Raw genomic sequence first — 18,440 nt, forward strand, 5'->3', positions numbered from 1 at the left:
GCGGTCGGACCCGGCTCACTTATTCGCGTCCGGCTCGCGTCCGGCTCTGCCCTGTGCCCGTCCTGTGGTTCCCGCCCCGTGCCAACCGTGCCTCCCCAGCCGCTTGAGCACCGCGGTGGCGATGCCCGCCGCGTCCAGGCCGTGCGCGCGCAGGATCTCGTCCCGCGTCCCGTGCGGCAGGAAGTTCGCGGGCAGCGCGTAGGTGCCGACGCGGGTGGGCGCACCCAGCACGGCCAGCGCCTGCGCCAGCCGACCACCCAGGGCACCGGTCGCCGCGGTGTCCTCCACGGCCAGCACCAGCCGGTACCCGGCGGCCAGCTTGACCAGCTCCGGGTCGAGCGGCGTGATCCACCGCGGGTCGACCACGGTGACCGGCACGCCGTGCCCGGCCAGCTCGTCGGCGGCGGCCAGGCACGGCCCGGCCATCGGCCCGACCGCGATGACCAGCCCCGCCGCGTCGGGCTCCTCGCGCAGCACGTCGCAACGGCCCACGCGGCGCAGCGCCGGCACGTCCGCACCCGCCTTCGCCTTGGGGTAGCGCACCGCGGTCGGCCCGTCGTCGACCCCCACGGCCTCGTGCAGCGCCTCCCGCAGCCGGGCCGGGTCGCGCGGCGCGGCCAACCGCAGGCCGGGCACCACGGGCAGCACCGAGGCGTCCCACATGCCGTGGTGGCTGGGCCCGTCCGGACCGGTCACCCCGGCGCGGTCCAGCACGAACGTCACCGGCAGCCGGTGCAGCGCCACGTCGAGCAGCACCTGGTCGAACGCCCGCGACAGGAACGTGGCGTACACCGCGACCACCGGGTGCAGCCCCGCCAGCGCCAGGCCCGCGGCCGACGTGACCGCGTGCTGCTCGGCGATGCCCACGTCGAAGGTGCGCCCCGGGAACCGGCGGGCGAACTCGCCCAGCCCGGTCGGGTCGAGCATCGCGGCGGTCAGGCACACCACGTCCGGCCGCGCCTCGCCGATCCGGGCGATCTCCGCGCCGAACACGTCGGTCCACGTGGCACCGCCTGCCGACCCCGCGGGCGACACCGCGTGCAGGCGGTCCACCGGGTCCCGCTCGGCGGGCGGGTGCCCCCTGCCCTTGGTCGTCACGCAGTGCACCACCACCGGCCGGCCCAGCTCGGCCGCGTCGACCAGCGCGTGCTCCACCGCCACCGCGTCGTGCCCGTCCACCGGGCCCACGTAGGCCAGCCCCAGCGCCTCGAACAGCGCGGGACGGCGCCCCGCGCGCAGCTCCGCCAGGTGCGCGGCCAGGCCGCCGACCGTGGGCGCGTACGACCGGCCGTTGTCGTTGAGCACGATCACCACCGGGTGGTCGGTGGCCGCGAGGTTGTTCAACGCCTCCCACGCCATGCCGCCGGTCAGCGCGCCGTCGCCGACGACCGCCACCACCCGCCGGTTCGAGCCGCGCAACCGCAGCCCCCTGGCCAGCCCGTCGGCGTAGGACAGCGCGGTCGAGGCGTGCGAGTTCTCGATCACGTCGTGCGGCGACTCGGCGGCGCACGGGTAGCCGGACAGCCCGCCCGCCCGGCGCAACCCGTCGAACCCCTCGGCCCGACCGGTGAGCACCTTGTGCGCGTACGCCTGGTGACCGGTGTCGAACAGCACCACGTCGTGCGGCGAGTCGAACACCCGGTGCACCGCGATGGTCAGCTCCACCGCGCCCAGGTTCGACCCCAGGTGACCGCCCGCGCGCGTCACCCGGTCCACCAGGAACCGGCGCACCTCGCCCGCCAGCGCGGGCAGCGCCGAGGCCGGTAACGCCCGGACGTCCCCGGGCCCGGTGATGCTGCCCAGCAGCGTCACCGCGACCTCACCGCGGCGGGCAGGGTGAACTGCACGGTCTCGCGCGTGGTCTCCCGCACCTGCACGTCCCACGCGCCCAGCGCCTCGATCACCTCGTCCACCAGGTGGGGCGGCGCGGAGGCGCCGGCGCTCAGCCCCACCACCCGCACCCCCTCCAGCCACTCCGGCCGGATGCCCGAGGCGTCGTCGACCAGGTGCGCGGGCGTGCCCGTCCGGCGGGCCAGCTCCACCATCCGCACGGAGTTCGACGAGTTCGCCGAACCGACGACCAGCACCAGGTCGGCGTCCAGGGCCACCTCCCGCACCGCCTCCTGCCGGTTGGTCGTGGCGTAGCAGATGTCGGCCGAGGCCGGGCCCCGCAGCGCGGGGAACCTCGCCTTCAGCGCGCCCAGCACCTCGGCCGTCTCGTCCACCGCGAGCGTGGTCTGGGTCAGGTAGGAGACCCGGGTCGGGTCGGGCACCTCCAGCGCCTCGACGTCCGCGACGCTCTCCACCAGCAGGATCCGGTCGGGTGCCTCGCCGAGCGTGCCCTCGACCTCCTCGTGGCCCGCGTGACCGATCAGCACCACCGTGTCCCCGCGCGCGACGTAGCGCTTGGCCTCGCTGTGCACCTTGGTGACCAGCGGGCAGGTCGCGTCGACCACGTCCAGCCCGCGCCGGGCGGCCTCCCGGCGCACCTCGGGGGACACGCCGTGGGCGGAGAAGACGACGGTGGCGCCCTCGGGCACCTCGTCCAACTCGTCCACGAACACGGCGCCGCGGGCTTCCAGCTCGGCCACGACGTGGGTGTTGTGGACGATCTGCTTGCGCACGTGGATCGGTCCACCGCGCTGGTCGAGCAGTCGGTCGACGATGTCGATGGCCCGCTCCACCCCGGCGCAGAACGACCGGGGGGACGCGAGCAGCACAACGGGAAGGACCATGGTGCGGCTCCTCGTGCGGTAGCGGGGTGGGTGGGGGTGAGGGGACGGGGCGGGTGGTGGGGACGCTTGGCGGGGCCGGGTGGTGAGGACGGTCGGCGGGGCGGGATTGTCGGTGCTCGCCGGCAGAATCAAGACCGGGGGACCCCCTGGGCGGGGACTCCTGCGAAGCCGTGGCGGGAAGCGGGCACGAGCAGGTGTGAGCAGGCCCGGTCAGCGGTCGCGGCGCGTGGCCAGGCGTGCCACGGCGTCCAGCTCCCGCTCCGCCCGCGCCACCGCCTCGGCCGCCCGCAGGTGCCCCTGCGCCCGCTCCAGCAGGTCGTCGGCCTGGTCCTGGCTCCACGCCCGCGCCCCGGACAGCTCGATCAGCTCGGCCGCCCGCTCCAGGTCGGCCACGGCCAGCTCCCGGCCCGAGTGGTACAGCGCGTCCAGCTCCCGCGCGGCCGACGTGCCCGAGGTCAGCGCCGCCACCACGGGCAGCGACTTCTTCCGGTTCTGCAGGTCCGAGTACACCGGCTTGCCCGTCACCGCCGGGTCGCCCCAGATGCCGAGCAGGTCGTCGGCGAACTGGAACGCCAGCCCCATCCGCTCGCCGAACGACCGCAGGTGCCCCACCTGCTCCGGCCGCCCGCCGCCGAACAGGGCGCCCAGCGCGCACGACGCGCCCAGCAGCGCCCCGGTCTTGCCCTCGGCCATCCGCACGCACTCCGCCAGCCGCACGTCCGAGCGCTCCTCGAACGACAGGTCGGCCCGCTGACCCTCCAGCAGCTCCTGCACCGCCGTCGACAGCACCCGGATCGACTGCTGCGCCGCCGGGTGCCCGCTGCCGGCCAGCTCGTCCAGCGCCAGCGTCAGCAGCGCGTCACCGGCCAGGATCGCCGGGTTCACGCCGTACACGGTCCACGCGGTGGCGCGGTGCCGCCGCGTCCGGTCGCCGTCCATCACGTCGTCGTGCAGCAGCGAGAAGTTGTGCACCAGCTCCACCGCCACCGCCGCGGGCAGCGCCTCGTCCGCGGTGCCGCCCACCGCCTGCGTGCCCAGCAGCACCAGCGCGGGCCGGATCGCCTTGCCCGCGTCCGCGCCGGTCGGCCTGCCGCCCTCGTCCCACCACCCGAAGTGGTAGCCCGCGATGGTCCGCATCGAGTCGGGCAGCCGGTCCACCGCGGCCCGCAGCGCCGGGGTCACCCCGGCACGGCTCCAGTTCAGCACCTCGCGCGCGGACCGGTGCGCGGGTCCGGCGTCCAGGTCGGTCATCGCCACTGCTCCTGTTCGGGGGAAGCGCCCGCGCCGCGGGCGGGGAGGCCAGCCGGGCCCGCGGCGGGCCCGGCTGGCCGGTTGGCCTACGACCGGCCGATCTCGACGTGCTCCAGGACGCCGAGCGCGTCCGGCACCAGCACGGCCACCGAGTAGTACGCGCTGACCAGGTACGAGGCGATCGCCTTCTCGTCGATGCCCATGAACCGCGCGTTCAGGCTCGGCTGCACCTCGTCGGGGATGCCGGGCTGGTGCAGGCCGACGACGCCGCCGTCCTCCTCGCCGACGCGCATGGCGATGATCGAGCTGGTGCCGTGCTTGCTGATCGGGATCTTGTCGGTCGGCAGCAGCGGGACGCCGCGCCACGTGGTCACCCGCGTGCCCTCGACGTCGGTCGTGCCGGGGTAGAGGCCGCGCTTGCTCGCCTCGCGCCCGAACGCCGCGATGGTGCGCGGGTGGGCCAGCATGAACCGCGTCTTGCGCCGCCTGGAGATCAGGTCGTCCAGGTCGTCCGGGGTCGGCGGGCCGCTGCGGGTGTGGATGCGCTGCTTGAGATCGGCGTTGTGCAGCAGCCCGATGCGCCGGTTGTTGATCATCTCGTGCTCCTGGCGTTCGCGGAGCGCTTCGATGGTCAGGCGGAGCTGCTGCTCGGTCTGGTTCATCGGGTGGTTGTAGAGGTCGGACACCCGGGTGTGGACGCGCAGGACGGTCTGGGCGACCTCCAGCTCGTACTCCCGAGGTGCCAGCTCGTAGTCCACGAACGTCGCGGGCAGGTCCGGTTCGCCGTCGTGGCCCGAGGCGATCTCGATGTCCGCCTCGCCGTGCTTGTTCTGCGGCTTGGCCGCGCCGCGCACCACCGCGTCGACGTGCGCGCGCAGCGCGTCGGTGCGGCCGTTGAGCTGCTGCACCGACTGCCACGGCAGGACCAGGGCGATCACCGGGGTGACCGCCCGCGCGGTGTACTCCCACTCGGCCTCGGCGCCGGTCAGCACCTCGTCGCCGAAGTGCTCGCCGTCGGCCATGGTGTCGAGCACGGTCTGGGCGCCGTACTCGCCGCGCCCGATCTTCTGCACCTTGCCGTGGGCGATGAGGAAGACCTCGTCGGCCCGGTTGCCCGACTCGACGAGCGCCTCGCCGGGCTGGTACTCGCGCTGCTGGAACCGCTCGGCCAGCGCGACCAGCACGTCGTCGTCGGGGAAATCGCGCAGCAGGGGGAGTTCCCGCAGCTCCTGCGGGATGACCCGGATGTCGGCGCCGGTGCTGATGAAGCTCACCCGCCCGTCGCCGACGGCGTAGGTCAGGCGGCGGTTCACCCGGTAGGTGCCCGCCTGGGTCGCGACCCAGGGCAGCTTCCGCAGCAGCCACCGCGGTGAGATGCCCTGCATCTGCGGGGTCGACTTGGTCGTGCTGGCGAGGTTCCGCGCCGCGGCGGTGCCCAGGCTCTGCCGCTGGTGCTCGGCCTCCTCGGGGACGAGGCCGGGTTCGATCACGGTCACGTCAGGGGTCCGATCTCGTTGTGGGGTTGTCAGTCCTCAGTGGGCCGGTGGTCCGGAGGGGTGGTGCTGGAGCCGCGTCCGGGGGTGGAGCGGTGTCCGGGGGTGGAGCGGTGTCCGGGGGTGGAGCGGTGTCCGGGGGTGGAGCCGCGTCCGGGGTGGTGGAGCTGGACCCGCGTGCCCTAGTCCTCGCGGCCGATCTGCACGTGTTCGAGCACGCCCACCGCGTCCGGCACCAGGATCGCGGTGGAGTAGTAGGCGCTGACCAGGTACGAGATGATCGCCTTCTCGCTGATGCCCATGAAGCGCACCGACAGGCCGGGCTGGTACTCGTCGGGCAGGCCGGTCTGGTGCAGGCCGATGACGCCCTGGTTGTGCTCGCCCGCCCGGAGCAGCATGATCGAGCTGGTGCGGCTCTCGGTGACCGGGATCTTGTTGCAGGGCAGGACGGGCACGCCGCGCCACGCGGGCACGTGCTGGCCGTTGAGGTCGACGGTGTCGGGGTAGATGCCGCGCTTGTTGCACTCGCGCCCGAACGCCGCGATGACCCGCGGGTGGGCGAGGAACGCGGTCGGCTCCTTCCACACCGTGGACAGCAGCTCGTCCATGTCGTCCGGGGTGGGCGCCCCGTTGCGGGTGTGGATGCGCTGCTTGAGGTCGGCGCTGTGCAGCAGGCCGAAGTCGCGGTTGTTGACCATCTCGTGCTCCTGGCGTTCGCGGAGCGCTTCGATGGTCAGCCGGAGCTGCTGCTCGACCTGGTCCATCGGGTGGTTGTAGAGGTCGGCGACGCGGCTGTGCACGCGCAGCACGGTCTGCGCGACGCTCAGCTCCAGCTCCCGCGGCGCCAGCTCGTAGTCGACGTAGGTGCCGGGCAGGTCCGGCTCGCCGTCGTGGCCGGAGGCGATCTCGATCTCCGCCTCGCCGTGCTGGTTGGCGCGGCCCGCGATGCCGGCGAACGCGCGCTGGATGTGCGCCCGCAGGCCGCCCGCCTCGCCGTTGAGCTGCTCGAACACCTGCCAGGGCAGGACGAGCACGATGACCGGGGTGACGGCGCGGATGGTGAAGTCCCAGTCCTCCTGCGGGCCGGCCAGCACCCGGTCGCCGAAGTAGTCGCCGTCGGCCAGCACGCCGAGCACGGTCTGGTCGCCGTACTCGCCCTGGCCGATCTTCTCGACCTTGCCGTGCGCGATGAGGTGGACCGCGTCCTGCGGGCGGCCCCGCTCGACGATCACGTCGCCGGGCTGGTGCTCGTGCTGCTCGAAGCGGGCGGCCAGGGCGGACAGGGCCTCGACGTCGTCGAAGTCGCGCAGCAGCGGGAGCTCGGTCAGCTCCTGCGGGACCACCGAGATGTCGGCGCCCACGTTGGTGAAGGTGAGCCGGCCGTCGCCGATGGCGTAGCTGAGCCTGCGGTTGACCCGGAAGGCACCACCCTTGGCCTCCACCCAGGGCAGCACCTTGAGCAGCCACCGGGAGGTGATGTTCTGCATCTGGGGGACGGTCTTGGTGGTGGTCGCGAGGTTTCGCGCCGCCCGCCTGCTCAGGCTGAGCTGAGGCTGCTCGACCTCCACGTCCGAATCGGTCACAGACACCGGGTACACCGCCAATCGGATTCAGTTCATTGGGCCGGATTGACGGTAGTGAGGCCGAATGTGCCACGGGAAGCGGCCGATGCGGCGACCCCCCTGAGGGTCATTTCGGCGTTTTGTGTGCACAGGGTGTGCATGTTGTCCGCTTTGCAAGTAATAACGGGTGATTTTTTCGTTCTTGGTCCCCCGTATGCGTGGTGACGTGGAATGTTTACCACGTTCGTAGTAGCGTTTTTCACGCTGGTGGGGGGTTGACGTGGGGTGGAGGTGTGGTTTGGGTGGGCGTTTTGCCGTTGTGCGGTCAAAAGTCCAGTCTTGTGAGGGTACTTCGATCCGGTGATGCTGTCCCGTTTTTTGCGAAGCGGTTGTTTGGGTGTGCGCTAACGTGAAAGCGAGAAATGCTCGGGCTCGTGTTCTGGGCCGTTCGGGTGGTGGGGTGGGCGGTGGGTTCGGGGAGCCGTTGCGGGCGGGTTGGGGGCTCGTCGAGGGCTCGTTGGGTGTGTGGGTTGGGTGTGGGTTGGGTGGCGTTGCAGGGGTGTCTGGGCGTGCGGGGGCGGCTCGGGTTTGGTTGGCCTTCGGGTGTCGTCCGGCTCGATTTGACATGGGGCCCTTACGAGCGCCGGAGGCAGGCCGCAGCCGACAGGCACGGCGGGGAAAAGCGTCCCGCCGAGCCTGCCGGCTCCGACCAGCCTATGGCACTCGAACCCATGTCAAATCGGGCCTCGTCGGCCCCCACCGGCCCCAGCGCCCTTCCGGCGTGTCATGCGTTGGGGTCGGGCGTGTCATGCGTTGGGCACCGGCGTGTCATGCGTTGGGTCCGGGCGTGTCATGCGTTCAAGCCGCGCGAGTCGAACGTTCAGGACCGTCGTGTCGAACGTTCCGGGCCCCCGAGTTCTACGTTCAGCACCGGCGTGTCCTCCAGTGGGGCACCGCGTGTCCTCCGGTCCGGCACCGCGTGTCCTCCAGTCGGGCACTGTGCAGTGGGTGAAAAGCGCGAACACCGCGCCACCCGGTCGGGTGGCGCGGTGTCGGGTGGGCGGGGTGCGGGGAGAGTCGCGTTCCGCCCGGGTCGGTCAGGTGGAGTGCGGGCAGGTGTCCCGGTACTCCTGGATGGCGGCGCCGCGCGGGGCCGGGCAGAGGAACTGCTCGTAGCGGGTGTCGTTGTCGATGAACCGCTTGAGCCAGGAGATGCTGTACTTGGCGATGGTCGTGTTGGAGGTGTTCGGCGTGAAGTGGGTCGCGCCGTTCAGTTCCAGGTACGCCTTGTCCAGCGTCGAGGGCAGCGTCGTGTAGAACGGCTCCGAGTGGGAGCTGACCGGGGCGATGGTGTCGCCGTCGGCGCCGATCACCAGGGTGGGCACGCGCACGCTGCCCCACGTCTTGTCCGTGTGCCAGCCGGTCAGGGGGATCGCCGCCTGGAGTGACGGGCGCTGCTCGGCGGCGCGCAGGGTGCCGCCGCCGCCCATGGAGTGGCCCATGACGCCCAGGCGGGTGTTGTCGATCCTGGTCCGCACCGAGCTGCGCTGGGTCAGGTAGTCCAGCGCCGCCAGCAGCTGGTCGGCGCGGCTGTCGGGCTGGTCGAGCGTCGTGTTGGTGTCGATGGTGAACACGACGAAGCCCTGGGACGCCAGGCGCGGGCCCAGCCAGGAGATGCTCGACTGGGTCCCGGTGTAACCGGGGGAGATGGCGACCGCGCCGAAGGTGCCCTCGGCGGTGCTGGTCGGGTAGTAGATGGTGCCGCCGCCGAAGCCGGTGACCAGCAGGGACGAGACCGAGGTCTCGGAGACCGCGAACGGGCCGCGGAGGGCTTCGATGCTGGAGTTCGTGGGTGCCGGGCCGCGTCGGTACTCGGTCTCGGCGGCGGTGGCCTGGGGGGCCGCCAGCGCCAGTGCCAGGACCGGGACGAGCGCGGGGATCAGTTTGCGGAGTTGCACGTCGGTGTACACCTCGCTCAGCAGGGAAACTGCGTACGGCGACGACCCTGCTCCCCGGGGTGACCGCGTCGCATCGGTGCAACCACCGGTCCGGTGCGAAACCTAACACTGGTAGATAATTTCGGTGCTCCCCCTTCCGCGAAACTCTTGCGACCCGTAAAACTGGCTGCATGCTGCGCGGACGTCATCGGCAGCGCGTCGCCGTGGACGCGTTGCTCGCGCGTGCCCGGGGTGGGCGCGGTGGAGCTCTGGTGCTGCGCGGCGGCCCCGGGTCGGGCAAGACGGCGATGTTGGGCGTTGCCCGCGAGGCGGCTGCCGACAGGGGCGACCGGGACGTGCTGCTCTGCGTTGACGACGCCCACCTGCTCGACGACACGACCTGGCTCACCGGGCTCGCCCGCGACATCGCCGACGAACCGGTCGCCCTGCTCATCGCCACCGAGGGCGAGCCCCACGGCCTGCCCTGGGTGCGGCTCGACCCGCTCGACCACGCCGACAGCCTCCGCGTCCTGCGCGACCTGCGCCCCGGCCTGCCGCCCGGCCTCGCCGACGAGGTCGCGGACCTCGCCATGGGCAACCCGCTGGCCCTCGTCGAGCTGACCCGGGCCCTCACCTCCGAGCAGCTGGGCGGCACGGCTCCGCCGCCCGACGCGCTGCCCGAGGACAGCTCCCTGCGCGCCCGGTTCAGCGCCCGCTTCCACGACCTGTCCCCGCAGGCCCGCTACGCGACCGCGCTGCTGGTCGTGGACGACGAGGTCGACGCCGACACCCTCGCCCGGATGCCCGACCTCGACCTGGCGGCGGTCGAGCAGGCCCGCGCGCTGCTCGACGGCGGGCCGCTGGTGCGCTCCACGCTGCGCACCGAGGTCCCGCTGGCCCTGCGCTACGCCGCGCACGCCGCGCTGGCCGGTGCGCTGCCCGCCGGGCCCCGCCGCACCTGGCACGAGGCCGCCCGCGCGCCCGGTGACCGGGACGCGTTCGCCGACCGGCTGGCCGACTTCGCCCGGCGTGCCCGGCGCTGCGGCGACTACCCGGCCGCGGCCCGCGACCACGACCGCGCCGCCGCGCTCGCGGGTGCACCCGACACGCGGGCCCGGCACCTGGTCGCCGCCGCCACCGACCACTGGGCGCACGGGGCGCCGCGCCGGGCCCGGGTCGCGCTGCGGTCCGCGGTCCGCCTCACCGACGACGCCGGGCTGCGCGCCCGCGCCGAGCTGCTGCGCGGCGGCATCGACCTCGGGCACGGGCTGCCGGACGTGGCCACCCGCCGCCTGCTGCACGCGGCCGGCGAGCTGGTCGGCACGCACCGCGCGCTGGCCATCACCGCGCTGGGCTTCGCGGGGGAGGCCGCCAGCATCGCGGGCGACCACGGCCGGTACGCCGAGACCGCCGCGTTCGCCGGGCGGCTGCGCAGGCCCGACGAGCCGGACGGGACGCGGGTGACCCTCGACCACCTGCTGGGCATGGCCGCCACGTTCGCCGGGCGCCACCAGGAGGCCCTGCCCGCGCTGCGCTCGGTGGTGGAGCTGGCCGAGCGGCTGCCGCACCCGCAGGCCAAGATCTGGGGCGGTCAGGCCGCTTACACGCTCGGTGACGCCACCAAGGCGCACGAGCTGGCCACCAGCGCGGTCACCGCGGCGCACGAGCACGGCCTGACCGGGCTCGTGCCGTGGGCGCTGGTCTACCGGGCGCTGTCGGCGCTGCTGCTCGACCAGCACTCGGTGGCCCTGTCGGCGGCCTACGAGGGCGTGCACGCGGCCACCGCCATGGGGCAGCACAACGCCGTCGTCGACCACCTGACGATCCTGGCGCTGCTCGCCGCGCTGCGCGGGGACACCGAGACCGCCGTGCACCGCATCGACGCCGCCGCCGAGCAGATCGCCCAGCGCGGCCTGGGCCGCTCCGGCGCGTTCGGCGCCTGGGCGTTCGCCTGCGTCGACCTGGTGCTGGACCGCCCGGCCGACGCGCTGGACCGGCTGCGGCTGATGGGGCCCGGCGCGGGCGGGGTGCACGCGGGCATCAAGGTGCTGGCCGCGCCGCACGTGGTGGAGGCCGCCGTCGGGTGCGGCCGGCCCGCCGCCGGTGACCGCGCGCTGCGCCGCTACGAGAAGTGGGTCGGGGCGACGGGCTGCGCCGCGCGGCTCGCGCTGTCGCACCGCTGCCGGGGCATGCTGTCCGACGGCAGCCGCTCCGACGAGCACTTCCGCGAGGCGATCCGGCTGCACCGGGCCAGCGGCACCGCGATGGAGCTGGCCAAGACCGAGCTGTTCTACGGCCACCGGCTGCGGCGCGACCGCCGTCCCCGCGCGGCGCGCGAGCTGCTGCGCGACGCGGTGAAGATCTTCCAGAGCTACGACGCCGACCGCTGGGTCGCCCGGGCCCGGGCCGAGCTGCGCGCCGCGGGTGACACCGTGGGCGACGCGCCCGGCGCGCCCGGGACCGACCGCTCCGCCGAGCTGACCCCGCAGCAGGTGCGCATCGCCCGCCTGGTCGCCGAGGGCGCGACCAACCGGGAGGTCGCCGCGCGCCTGTTCCTGAGCCACCGCACCGTCGAGCACCACCTGCGCAACATCTTCGCCAGGCTCGGGGTGCGGTCCCGCGTCGAGCTGACCAGGGTGCTCGACTGAACCAGGAGGTCGCGTGACGACCGGCAACACCACGCGTGAGGACTACCGGCACTGGCAGCGGATCCCGACCCGCTGGCACGACAACGACGTCTACGGGCACGTCAACAACGTCGTGCACTACGCGTTCATGGACACGGTGATCAACACGTGGTTGATCACCGAGGCCGGGTTGGACATCCACCGCGGCCGGGCGATCGGGCTGTGCGTGGAGTCCCACTGCAACTACCGGGCTTCCCTCGCGTTCCCCGAGGCCGTCGACGCCGGGCTGCGCATCGGGCACCTGGGCCGCTCCAGCGTGCGCTACGAGGTCGGGTTCTACCCCGAGGGCAAGGAGGACGTGGTGGCGGAAGGCCACTTCGTGCACGTGTTCGTCGACCGGGACACGCGCAAGCCGGTGGAGATCCCCGCGCACCTGCGCGGCGCGATGGCGGGGCTGGTGGTCGCGTGAGGACGCGAGGTGCGGTGCTGACGGAGGTCGGCGGGCCGCTGGAGGTGGTGGACCTGGAGCTGGACCCGCCGGGTCCGGGCGAGGTGCTGGTGAAGGTGGGCGCCACCGGGCTGTGCCACTCCGACCTGTCGGTGATCGACGGCTCGCGGGTCCGGCCGCTGCCCATGGTGCTCGGCCACGAGGCCGCGGGCGAGGTCGTGGAGACCGGGCCCGGCGCGGCGGAGTTCGCCGTCGGCGACCGGGTGGTGCTGTCGTTCGTGCCCGCCTGCGGCTCGTGCCGCTGGTGCGTGGCGGGCCGGCAGGCGCTGTGCGAGCCCGGCGCGGCGGCCAACCGCGCGGGCACGCTGCTGGGCGGCGACCGGCGGCTGCGGCTGCCCGACGGCACGCGCCCGCACCACCACCTGGGCGTGTCCGGGTTCGCCGAGTACGCCGTGGTGTCGGAGAAGTCCGCCACGCGCGTGCCCGACGACCTGCCGTTCGAGGTGGCCGCCCTGTTCGGCTGCGCGGTGCTCACCGGCGCGGGCGCGGCGTTCTACAGCGCGCGCGTGGCGCCGGGGGACCGGGTCGCGGTGTTCGGGCTCGGCGGCGTCGGCCTGGCCGCGCTGCTGGCCGCGCGGGCGGCGGGTGCCGCCCAGGTCGTCGCGGTGGACGTGGTGGAGCACAAGCGGGAGCTGGCCTTGAAGCTGGGCGCCACGGACGCGGTCGCGGGCGGGCCGGACGCGGTGGCGGCGGTGCGCGAGCTGACCGGCGGCGGTGCCGACCAGGTCATCGACACCACCGGCGTGGCCGCCGTGCTGGAGCAGGCGTACCAGGCCACCGGCGCGGGCGGCACCACGGTCACCGTGGGGCTGCCGCACCCCGACCGGACGGTGACGCTGCCGGCGCTGAGCCTGGTCGCCGAGGAGCGCACGCTCAAGGGCAGCTACCTGGGCTCCTGCGTGCCGCGGCGGGACGTGCCCCGGTTCGTGGGGCTGCACCGGGCGGGGCGCCTGCCCGTGCACGAGCTGCTGTCGGGGCGGCTGTCGCTGGAGGAGGTGAACACCGGGTTCAGCCGTTTGGCGGCCGGGGAAGCCGTCCGGCAGGTCGTCGTGCCGTGATCATCCAGCCGGTACCTTTGCCCGGATCGGGTGACGCCTAGGCAGAGGAGTGGTCGGCGGTGCGCAGGCGGTCGATGCTCGCGGGTGTGGTTTCGGCGATGGGCGGCGTGATGGCCGCGGGCGGCGGGTCGGCGGGTGCCGCCGGCGGGCCGGGGCGGCTGGGGTTGCAGGACTACGAGCTGGTCAACCTCGCGCACGTCAACGACCCGGAGCGGACCAACGTCTACCCGGGCGACCCGGAGTTCACCCTCAGCACGGTCGCCACCGTGGAGGACGACGGGTTCTACCTCCAGTACGCGCGGCAGGGCGAGCACACCGGCACGCACTGGGGCGCGCCCGCGCACTTCAACGCCGACCAGCCCCACGCCGACGAGCTGGAGCCCGCGGACCTGTTCCTGCCCGCGGTCAAGGTCGACGTCCGGGACCGGGCCGCGCGCGACGCCGACTACGAGGTCAGCGTCGCCGACCTCCAGCGGTGGGAGCGGGAGCACGGCCGCATCCCGCGCGAGGCGGCCGTGGTCCTGTGGACCGGGTGGGAGGACCGCTGGGGCACGCCCGCGTTCTACAACTTCGACGACGCCGGGCAGATGCACCAGCCCGGGTTCTCGCTGGAGGCGGTGGAGTGGCTGGTGCGCACCGGGCGGCTGGGCAGGCGGGGCGCCCTGGGCACGGACACGTTCAGCCCGGAGTCGGCGCTGGACGCGGAGTACCGGGTGTCCAAGCTGCTCTACCGGGAGCACCGGATCAGCCTGGAGGTCCTGGCCAACCTGGCGAGCCTGCCCGAGCAGGGCGCGCACGTGCTGGTGGGCGGCGTGGTCAACCGGCGTGGTTCGGGGTCGCCGGCGAGCGTGTACGCGTTCGTGCCCAGGGGGTGACCGCGGTCGCGTTCGGACGGCGCCCGGCCCGGCGCCGCTCGACCGGCTGGGGCACGTCCGGTTCTTCGAGACGCACCGGTTCACCGGGACGTGCGCGTGGGCGCCGGCGTCCGCGGGACGCGCGTGGCGGGCGTACTCCTTCGACGGCAGCTCCCCGCCGGAAGTCCTGGGTGGACCGACCTGGTGCCCGACGAGGACCACGTGCTGGGCATGGCAGGCGGTGGGGCGTGGACCCGTGCGGGATCGACGGCGTGGTCACCGGGGGGCGGGGGATCGCCGGGCGGTTGGGATGACGCGCGGCCGGGAGCGGGTGAGCCCGGGGGGTCGGGGGCCGATCGGGTTCAGGGGTGGATGACCAGGCCGCGGCCACCGTCCCGCTTGGCCTCGTACATGGCCTTGTCCGCGCACTTGAGCACCGACGCCGCGGTGGTCTCCGGGTCGCGCTCGGCGCAGATCACCACGCCCACCGAGGCGCTGATCTCGTCGCCGAGGCTGTCCAGCACCCGGAAGGCGACCCGTTCCGGTTCCGCCACGCCCTCGACCAGCACGCCGAACTCGTCGCCGCCCAGCCGGGCCACCACGTCGGTGTCGCGCACGCACCCGCGCAGCCGCTGGGCCACCCGCTCCAGCAGCGCGTCGCCGTGCGCGTGGCCGGACACGTCGTTGACCGCCTTGAAGTCGTCCAGGTCCACGAACAGCAGCCCGAACGGGGTGCCGCCGTCGTGGTGGCGGGCCAGCGCCTCGTCCAGCCTGCGCTCGAACACCGCGCGGTTGGCCAGCCCGGTCAGCGGGTCGTGGTGCGCCTGGTGCTCCAGCACCCTTTCGGACTCCCGCAGCATCAGCACCAGCCTGGCGTTGTCCACGATGGTCACCAGCTGCCGCAGGATCACCGCCACGAACACGGTGAACCCGCACCCGATCTCCACCGCGTCCAGCGGCCGCACCTCGCCGATCACCGTGCGGCGCAGCACCAGCACGGTGCAGACCAGCAGCGGCACGTACGGCATCAGCAGGTACGCCCACTGCCACGACCGCCGGTTGCGCGCCGGGCCGCCGGTCGCCGACGGGGTCGGCGCCAGGGCGGCCAGGGCGATGAGCGCGGGGCCGAGCACGAAGCCCGCGTTGGCCAGCGGCGGCACCTCCGGCGCCTGGACGCTGACCAGGTAGGCGAACGCCAGGTCGGACGCCGCCAGGCCGGCCAGGCCCAGGCCGAGCAGGCGCAGCTGGGGCCGCAGCACGACGTTCCGGTCGGCGCTGAGCACCACCACGACGACCAGCAGCGCCAGGTCGGTGACCGGGTAGGCCACGGCCACCAGGAACGCCGCCGTGCTCGGGTTGCCCGCCGCCACCAGGCCGCCCAGGGCCGTGGTCCAGGTCAGCGCGAACAGCGACCCGACCACGATCAGCCCGTCGAGCAGCAGCACCACGCGGGCGCTGCGCGACCGGTGGTCCAGCAGCGCGTCCGACGAGTCCGACCGCCGGTGGTTGCCGATGACCAGCAGCGCGACGAACGCGCACGGCACGATGCTCAGGTACCCGGCGTCGGCGGGGGACGGCGAGGGCACGGCCCGGTCCTCGACCACCTGGTACCAGGTCCACAGGGCCATGCCGACCGACCAGCCGAACGTGCCCAGGCCCATGGCCACGCGCCACCGGCGGTCCGGCCCGGTTCCCCGGCGCGCCGTCCACCAGCAGCAACCGGTGGCGTACAGGCCCGCGGCCAGCTGCGCCAGGTCGTCGAGCACGACGGCGGCGCGGTCCTTGACGAGGTCGAACCCGGCGGCCACGGACGCGGCCACGGCGATCGCCAGCACCACCGTCGCGGTGCCGGCGAACCGCCTCGTCCCGATCACGCGGGTAAGTGTGCCCGATTCCCGCACCACCGACCGGGTCGCCCTGCGAGGATCAGCACGTGGCAGAGCAAGGGGTCCCCGCCGCGGCCGACGTGGTGACGGAGCAGGACTACGAGCGCTTCGCGCGCCACCGGATCGCGGAGATGGGCGGCGACGACAGCGCGTTCAGCCTGTCGTACAACGTGCTGCACCTGGCGTACATGATGATCACCGACTACGAGGCGCTGGTGCACCGCGAGCAGGGGTGGACCATGCCCGGGTTCCGGCTGATGTTCAAGCTGTGGGTCCTCGGGCCGACGCAGCCCGCGCGGCTGGCGGACCTGTCGGGCACGACCAGGTCGGCCATGTCGAACCTGATCAACACGCTGGAGCGGGCCGGGCTGGTCGAGCGCACCAGGGACGCGCAGGACCGGCGCGTGGTGTTCGTGGCGCTGACCGAGGAGGGGCGCGAGGCGGTCTCGCGCGTGTTCCCGGTGCAGAACGCCCGCGAGGCGCGCTGGTTCGAGGCGCTGGACAGCGAGGAGCGCGAGCGCGTGGTCGGCCTGATCCGGCGGGTGGTGGCCGGTCGGCCGCAGTAGTTGCCCCGACCGGTCCGCTTCCTCTTCGTCCGGTCGCGGCGGGGACGGGTGGTGTCCGGGGGCGGTTCCGGGGGCCGGTTGGGGGCGGTGTTGTCCGGCCGCAGCAGCGCGGTGTGCCGCCCGGCCGTCCCGCGCTGCGGTCCGAATGCCGTCTCGTCATATTTTCAATAAACACTTTCGCGACTTTCGGGATGTGGTCATCCCATGTCACGGGAGCGGGGCCGCAACTTTTCGCGGCCGTCGCCCGATCGGCGCAGGTGGATTACCCACCCCAATGGGGTAATTCACTTCGGACATCACTGCGATACATTCTCGTAACCGTCGCCGCGTCACCTGGCATCAACGTTCGAGAAAGGCCCCCCATGTTGACCGCAGTGGCAGCGGCAGTCCTTGCCGTGTCCGCCATCTCCCCGGCCGCCGGACCGGCGGCCGAAGACGCGCCACCTGATTACGTCACCATCGAGGTGGTGACCGTCAACGGCTCCGGCTGCCCGGCCGGCACCGCCGCCGTGGCGGCCGCGCCGGACCGCACGGCGTTCACCGTCACCTACAGTTCCTTCCTGGCCCAGGCGGGCGGCGAATCCGATCCCACCGATTTCCGGAAGAACTGCCAGCTCGCGCTGGAGCTGACCTACCCGCAGGGCTTCACCTTCGGCATCGCCCAGGCCGACTACCGGGGCTTCGCGCACCTCCAGCAGGGTGCGACCGGGGTGGAGCAGGGCAACTACTACTTCCAGGGCACGTCGCCCACCGCGCGCAAGCAGCATTCCTTCGGCGGTCCCTTCAGCGACAACTGGCAGGCGACCGACACCACCGAATGGGGTTCCATCGTCTACGCGCCGTGCGGTGAGCGCCGCTTGTTCAACCTCAACACGGAACTGCGCGTCAATGCCGGTTCTTCACGTGGGACCAGTTTCATGGTGATGGATTCCACGGACAGCAACGTGAGCACCGAGTACCACTTCTCGTGGAAGAGATGCTGACCCGACTCGTCGGGTCGTGGTCTGCCGCGCGCTGAGCTGATCAACGTCGATCACCGCCGAACCGCCGCCGATCACCGTGCCCGAGACGAGTCGGAAGGTGTGACATGTTCAACCTCGGAATTGCCGCCGCACTGGCGGCCGTGATCGTGATCCCGCCGGGCGGTGCGCCGAACACCACGCCGCCCCCCGATCACATGACCATCGACGTGGTCACCGTCAACGGCTCCGGCTGCCCGGCGGGCACCGCGGCCGTGGCGGTGTCGCCGGACAACAAAGCCTTCACCGTCACCTACAGCCAGTTCATGGCGCAGGTGGGTGTGGGCGCCCTGCCCACCGACTTCCGGAAGAACTGCCAGCTCAACCTGAGGATCAACATCCCGCAGGGCTTCACCTACGGGATCGCCCAGGCCGACTACCGCGGTTTCGCGCACCTGGAGCGGGGCGCGTCCGGTGTGGAACGGGCGAACTACTACTTCCAGGGCATGTCGCCGACGGCCTACAAGAGCCACTCCTACCCGGGCCCCTACAGCGACGACTGGCAGGCCACGGACACCACCGAACTGGCCGCGATCGTCTTCCACCCGTGTGGTGAGCAGCGGCTGTTCAACATCAACACGGAGCTGCGGGTGAGCGCCGGCTCGTCCGACCCGGCCACCACGACCAGCTTCATCTCGATGGACTCCACCGACGGCAGCGTGGAGACGACCTACCACTTCGCGTGGAAGGAATGCCCGTGACCCGGCGGCCTCGTCGGGGGTAGGCAGCCCGGGGCCCGGCTGAACGCGCCCGGGGCGTTCGGCGGGGGCTGGGCGTGAGGCCGTGTGCGACCGGACCGCGCTCCGGTCGCACACGGCACGATCGGCTGCTACCGGTTGGCGATGCCGAAGGGCACGTGCACGCAGGGGAGCGCGGAGGCCGGCTCCAGGTGGTCCTGCTGGAAGATCGCCCTGGTGATCGGCAACCCGTGGGGACAGGTTGGA

The 18,440-nt window shown here is 73.1% G+C and carries 15 protein-coding genes; 7 read left to right on the forward strand and 8 right to left on the reverse strand.

Annotated features, from left to right (window positions below; genetic code table 11):
• Positions 1-15: 15 nt before the first annotated feature.
• The 6 genes from EKG83_RS19445 to bdeA all read right to left on the reverse strand — a co-directional run bounded on the left by EKG83_RS19445 (position 16) and on the right by bdeA (position 8,999).
• The gene (locus EKG83_RS19445; protein ID WP_084717007.1) at positions 16-1,812 is read right to left on the reverse strand and encodes a 1-deoxy-D-xylulose-5-phosphate synthase; all 1,797 of its coding nucleotides are present in this window, start codon (positions 1,810-1,812) and stop codon (positions 16-18) included.
• The gene (ispH, locus tag EKG83_RS19450; protein WP_033434594.1) at positions 1,809-2,735 is read right to left on the reverse strand and encodes a 4-hydroxy-3-methylbut-2-enyl diphosphate reductase; all 927 of its coding nucleotides are present in this window, start codon (positions 2,733-2,735) and stop codon (positions 1,809-1,811) included. The genes EKG83_RS19445 and ispH overlap by 4 nt, the downstream gene beginning before the upstream one ends.
• Positions 2,736-2,945: 210 nt before the next feature.
• A complete protein-coding gene (locus EKG83_RS19455; RefSeq protein ID WP_033434593.1) occupies positions 2,946-3,986 on the reverse strand; it encodes a family 2 encapsulin nanocompartment cargo protein polyprenyl transferase in 1,041 nt (346 codons plus the stop codon).
• Positions 3,987-4,072: 86 nt separating this feature from the next.
• Positions 4,073-5,482 (reverse strand): family 2B encapsulin nanocompartment shell protein, encoded by a 1,410-nt coding sequence (locus EKG83_RS19460; protein ID WP_033434592.1) that lies wholly within the window; start codon positions 5,480-5,482, stop codon positions 4,073-4,075.
• A 179-nt stretch (positions 5,483-5,661) separates the two neighbouring features.
• A complete protein-coding gene (locus EKG83_RS19465) occupies positions 5,662-7,068 on the reverse strand; it encodes a family 2B encapsulin nanocompartment shell protein (RefSeq protein WP_033434620.1) in 1,407 nt (468 codons plus the stop codon).
• A 1,070-nt stretch (positions 7,069-8,138) separates the two neighbouring features.
• On the reverse strand, positions 8,139-8,999 hold the full coding sequence (gene bdeA, locus EKG83_RS19470) for a bis(hydroxyethyl) terephthalate hydrolase (protein ID WP_211269168.1): 861 nt from the start codon (positions 8,997-8,999) through the stop codon (positions 8,139-8,141).
• A gap of 170 nt (positions 9,000-9,169) precedes the next feature.
• On the opposite strand from bdeA, the gene EKG83_RS19475 reads away from it, so the two are divergent.
• Genes EKG83_RS19475 through EKG83_RS19490 form a run of 4 tightly spaced genes read left to right on the forward strand, consistent with a single transcriptional unit; the run spans position 9,170 to position 14,046 of the window.
• Positions 9,170-11,626: a helix-turn-helix domain-containing protein gene (locus tag EKG83_RS19475; RefSeq protein WP_033433057.1), complete on the forward strand. Its 2,457-nt coding sequence runs from the start codon at positions 9,170-9,172 to the stop codon at positions 11,624-11,626.
• 13 nt (positions 11,627-11,639) lie between these two features.
• Positions 11,640-12,074 (forward strand): acyl-CoA thioesterase, encoded by a 435-nt coding sequence (locus EKG83_RS19480; RefSeq protein ID WP_033433058.1) that lies wholly within the window; start codon positions 11,640-11,642, stop codon positions 12,072-12,074.
• On the forward strand, positions 12,071-13,171 hold the full coding sequence (locus EKG83_RS19485) for a zinc-binding dehydrogenase (RefSeq protein WP_033433059.1): 1,101 nt from the start codon (positions 12,071-12,073) through the stop codon (positions 13,169-13,171). The genes EKG83_RS19480 and EKG83_RS19485 overlap by 4 nt, the downstream gene beginning before the upstream one ends.
• Before the next feature lie 59 nt (positions 13,172-13,230).
• The gene (locus tag EKG83_RS19490; RefSeq protein WP_228122703.1) at positions 13,231-14,046 is read left to right on the forward strand and encodes a cyclase family protein; all 816 of its coding nucleotides are present in this window, start codon (positions 13,231-13,233) and stop codon (positions 14,044-14,046) included.
• A 341-nt stretch (positions 14,047-14,387) separates the two neighbouring features.
• Here EKG83_RS19490 and EKG83_RS19495 read toward each other — a convergent pair whose 3' ends face one another.
• Entirely contained in the window at positions 14,388-15,899 is a 1,512-nt protein-coding gene (locus EKG83_RS19495) for a GGDEF domain-containing protein (protein ID WP_228122704.1), read from the reverse strand.
• A 59-nt stretch (positions 15,900-15,958) separates the two neighbouring features.
• Here EKG83_RS19495 and EKG83_RS19500 point away from each other — a divergent pair, with 59 nt between their 5' ends.
• From EKG83_RS19500 to EKG83_RS19510, 3 genes are all read left to right on the forward strand, one after another.
• Entirely contained in the window at positions 15,959-16,477 is a 519-nt protein-coding gene (locus tag EKG83_RS19500) for a MarR family winged helix-turn-helix transcriptional regulator (RefSeq protein WP_033433060.1), read from the forward strand.
• A 362-nt stretch (positions 16,478-16,839) separates the two neighbouring features.
• Positions 16,840-17,460 (forward strand): DUF4360 domain-containing protein, encoded by a 621-nt coding sequence (locus EKG83_RS19505; protein ID WP_033433061.1) that lies wholly within the window; start codon positions 16,840-16,842, stop codon positions 17,458-17,460.
• A gap of 104 nt (positions 17,461-17,564) precedes the next feature.
• The gene (locus EKG83_RS19510; protein ID WP_033433062.1) at positions 17,565-18,197 is read left to right on the forward strand and encodes a DUF4360 domain-containing protein; all 633 of its coding nucleotides are present in this window, start codon (positions 17,565-17,567) and stop codon (positions 18,195-18,197) included.
• A gap of 128 nt (positions 18,198-18,325) precedes the next feature.
• Here the strand turns inward: EKG83_RS19510 and EKG83_RS47950 are convergent, their stop codons facing one another.
• The gene (locus tag EKG83_RS47950) at positions 18,326-18,421 is read right to left on the reverse strand and encodes a 5'-nucleotidase (RefSeq protein ID WP_228122706.1); all 96 of its coding nucleotides are present in this window, start codon (positions 18,419-18,421) and stop codon (positions 18,326-18,328) included.
• Positions 18,422-18,440: the final 19 nt, after the last annotated feature.

The organism is Saccharothrix syringae (genome assembly GCF_009498035.1).
In the GTDB taxonomy this organism is placed as follows: Bacteria; Actinomycetota; Actinomycetes; order Mycobacteriales; family Pseudonocardiaceae; genus Actinosynnema; species Actinosynnema syringae.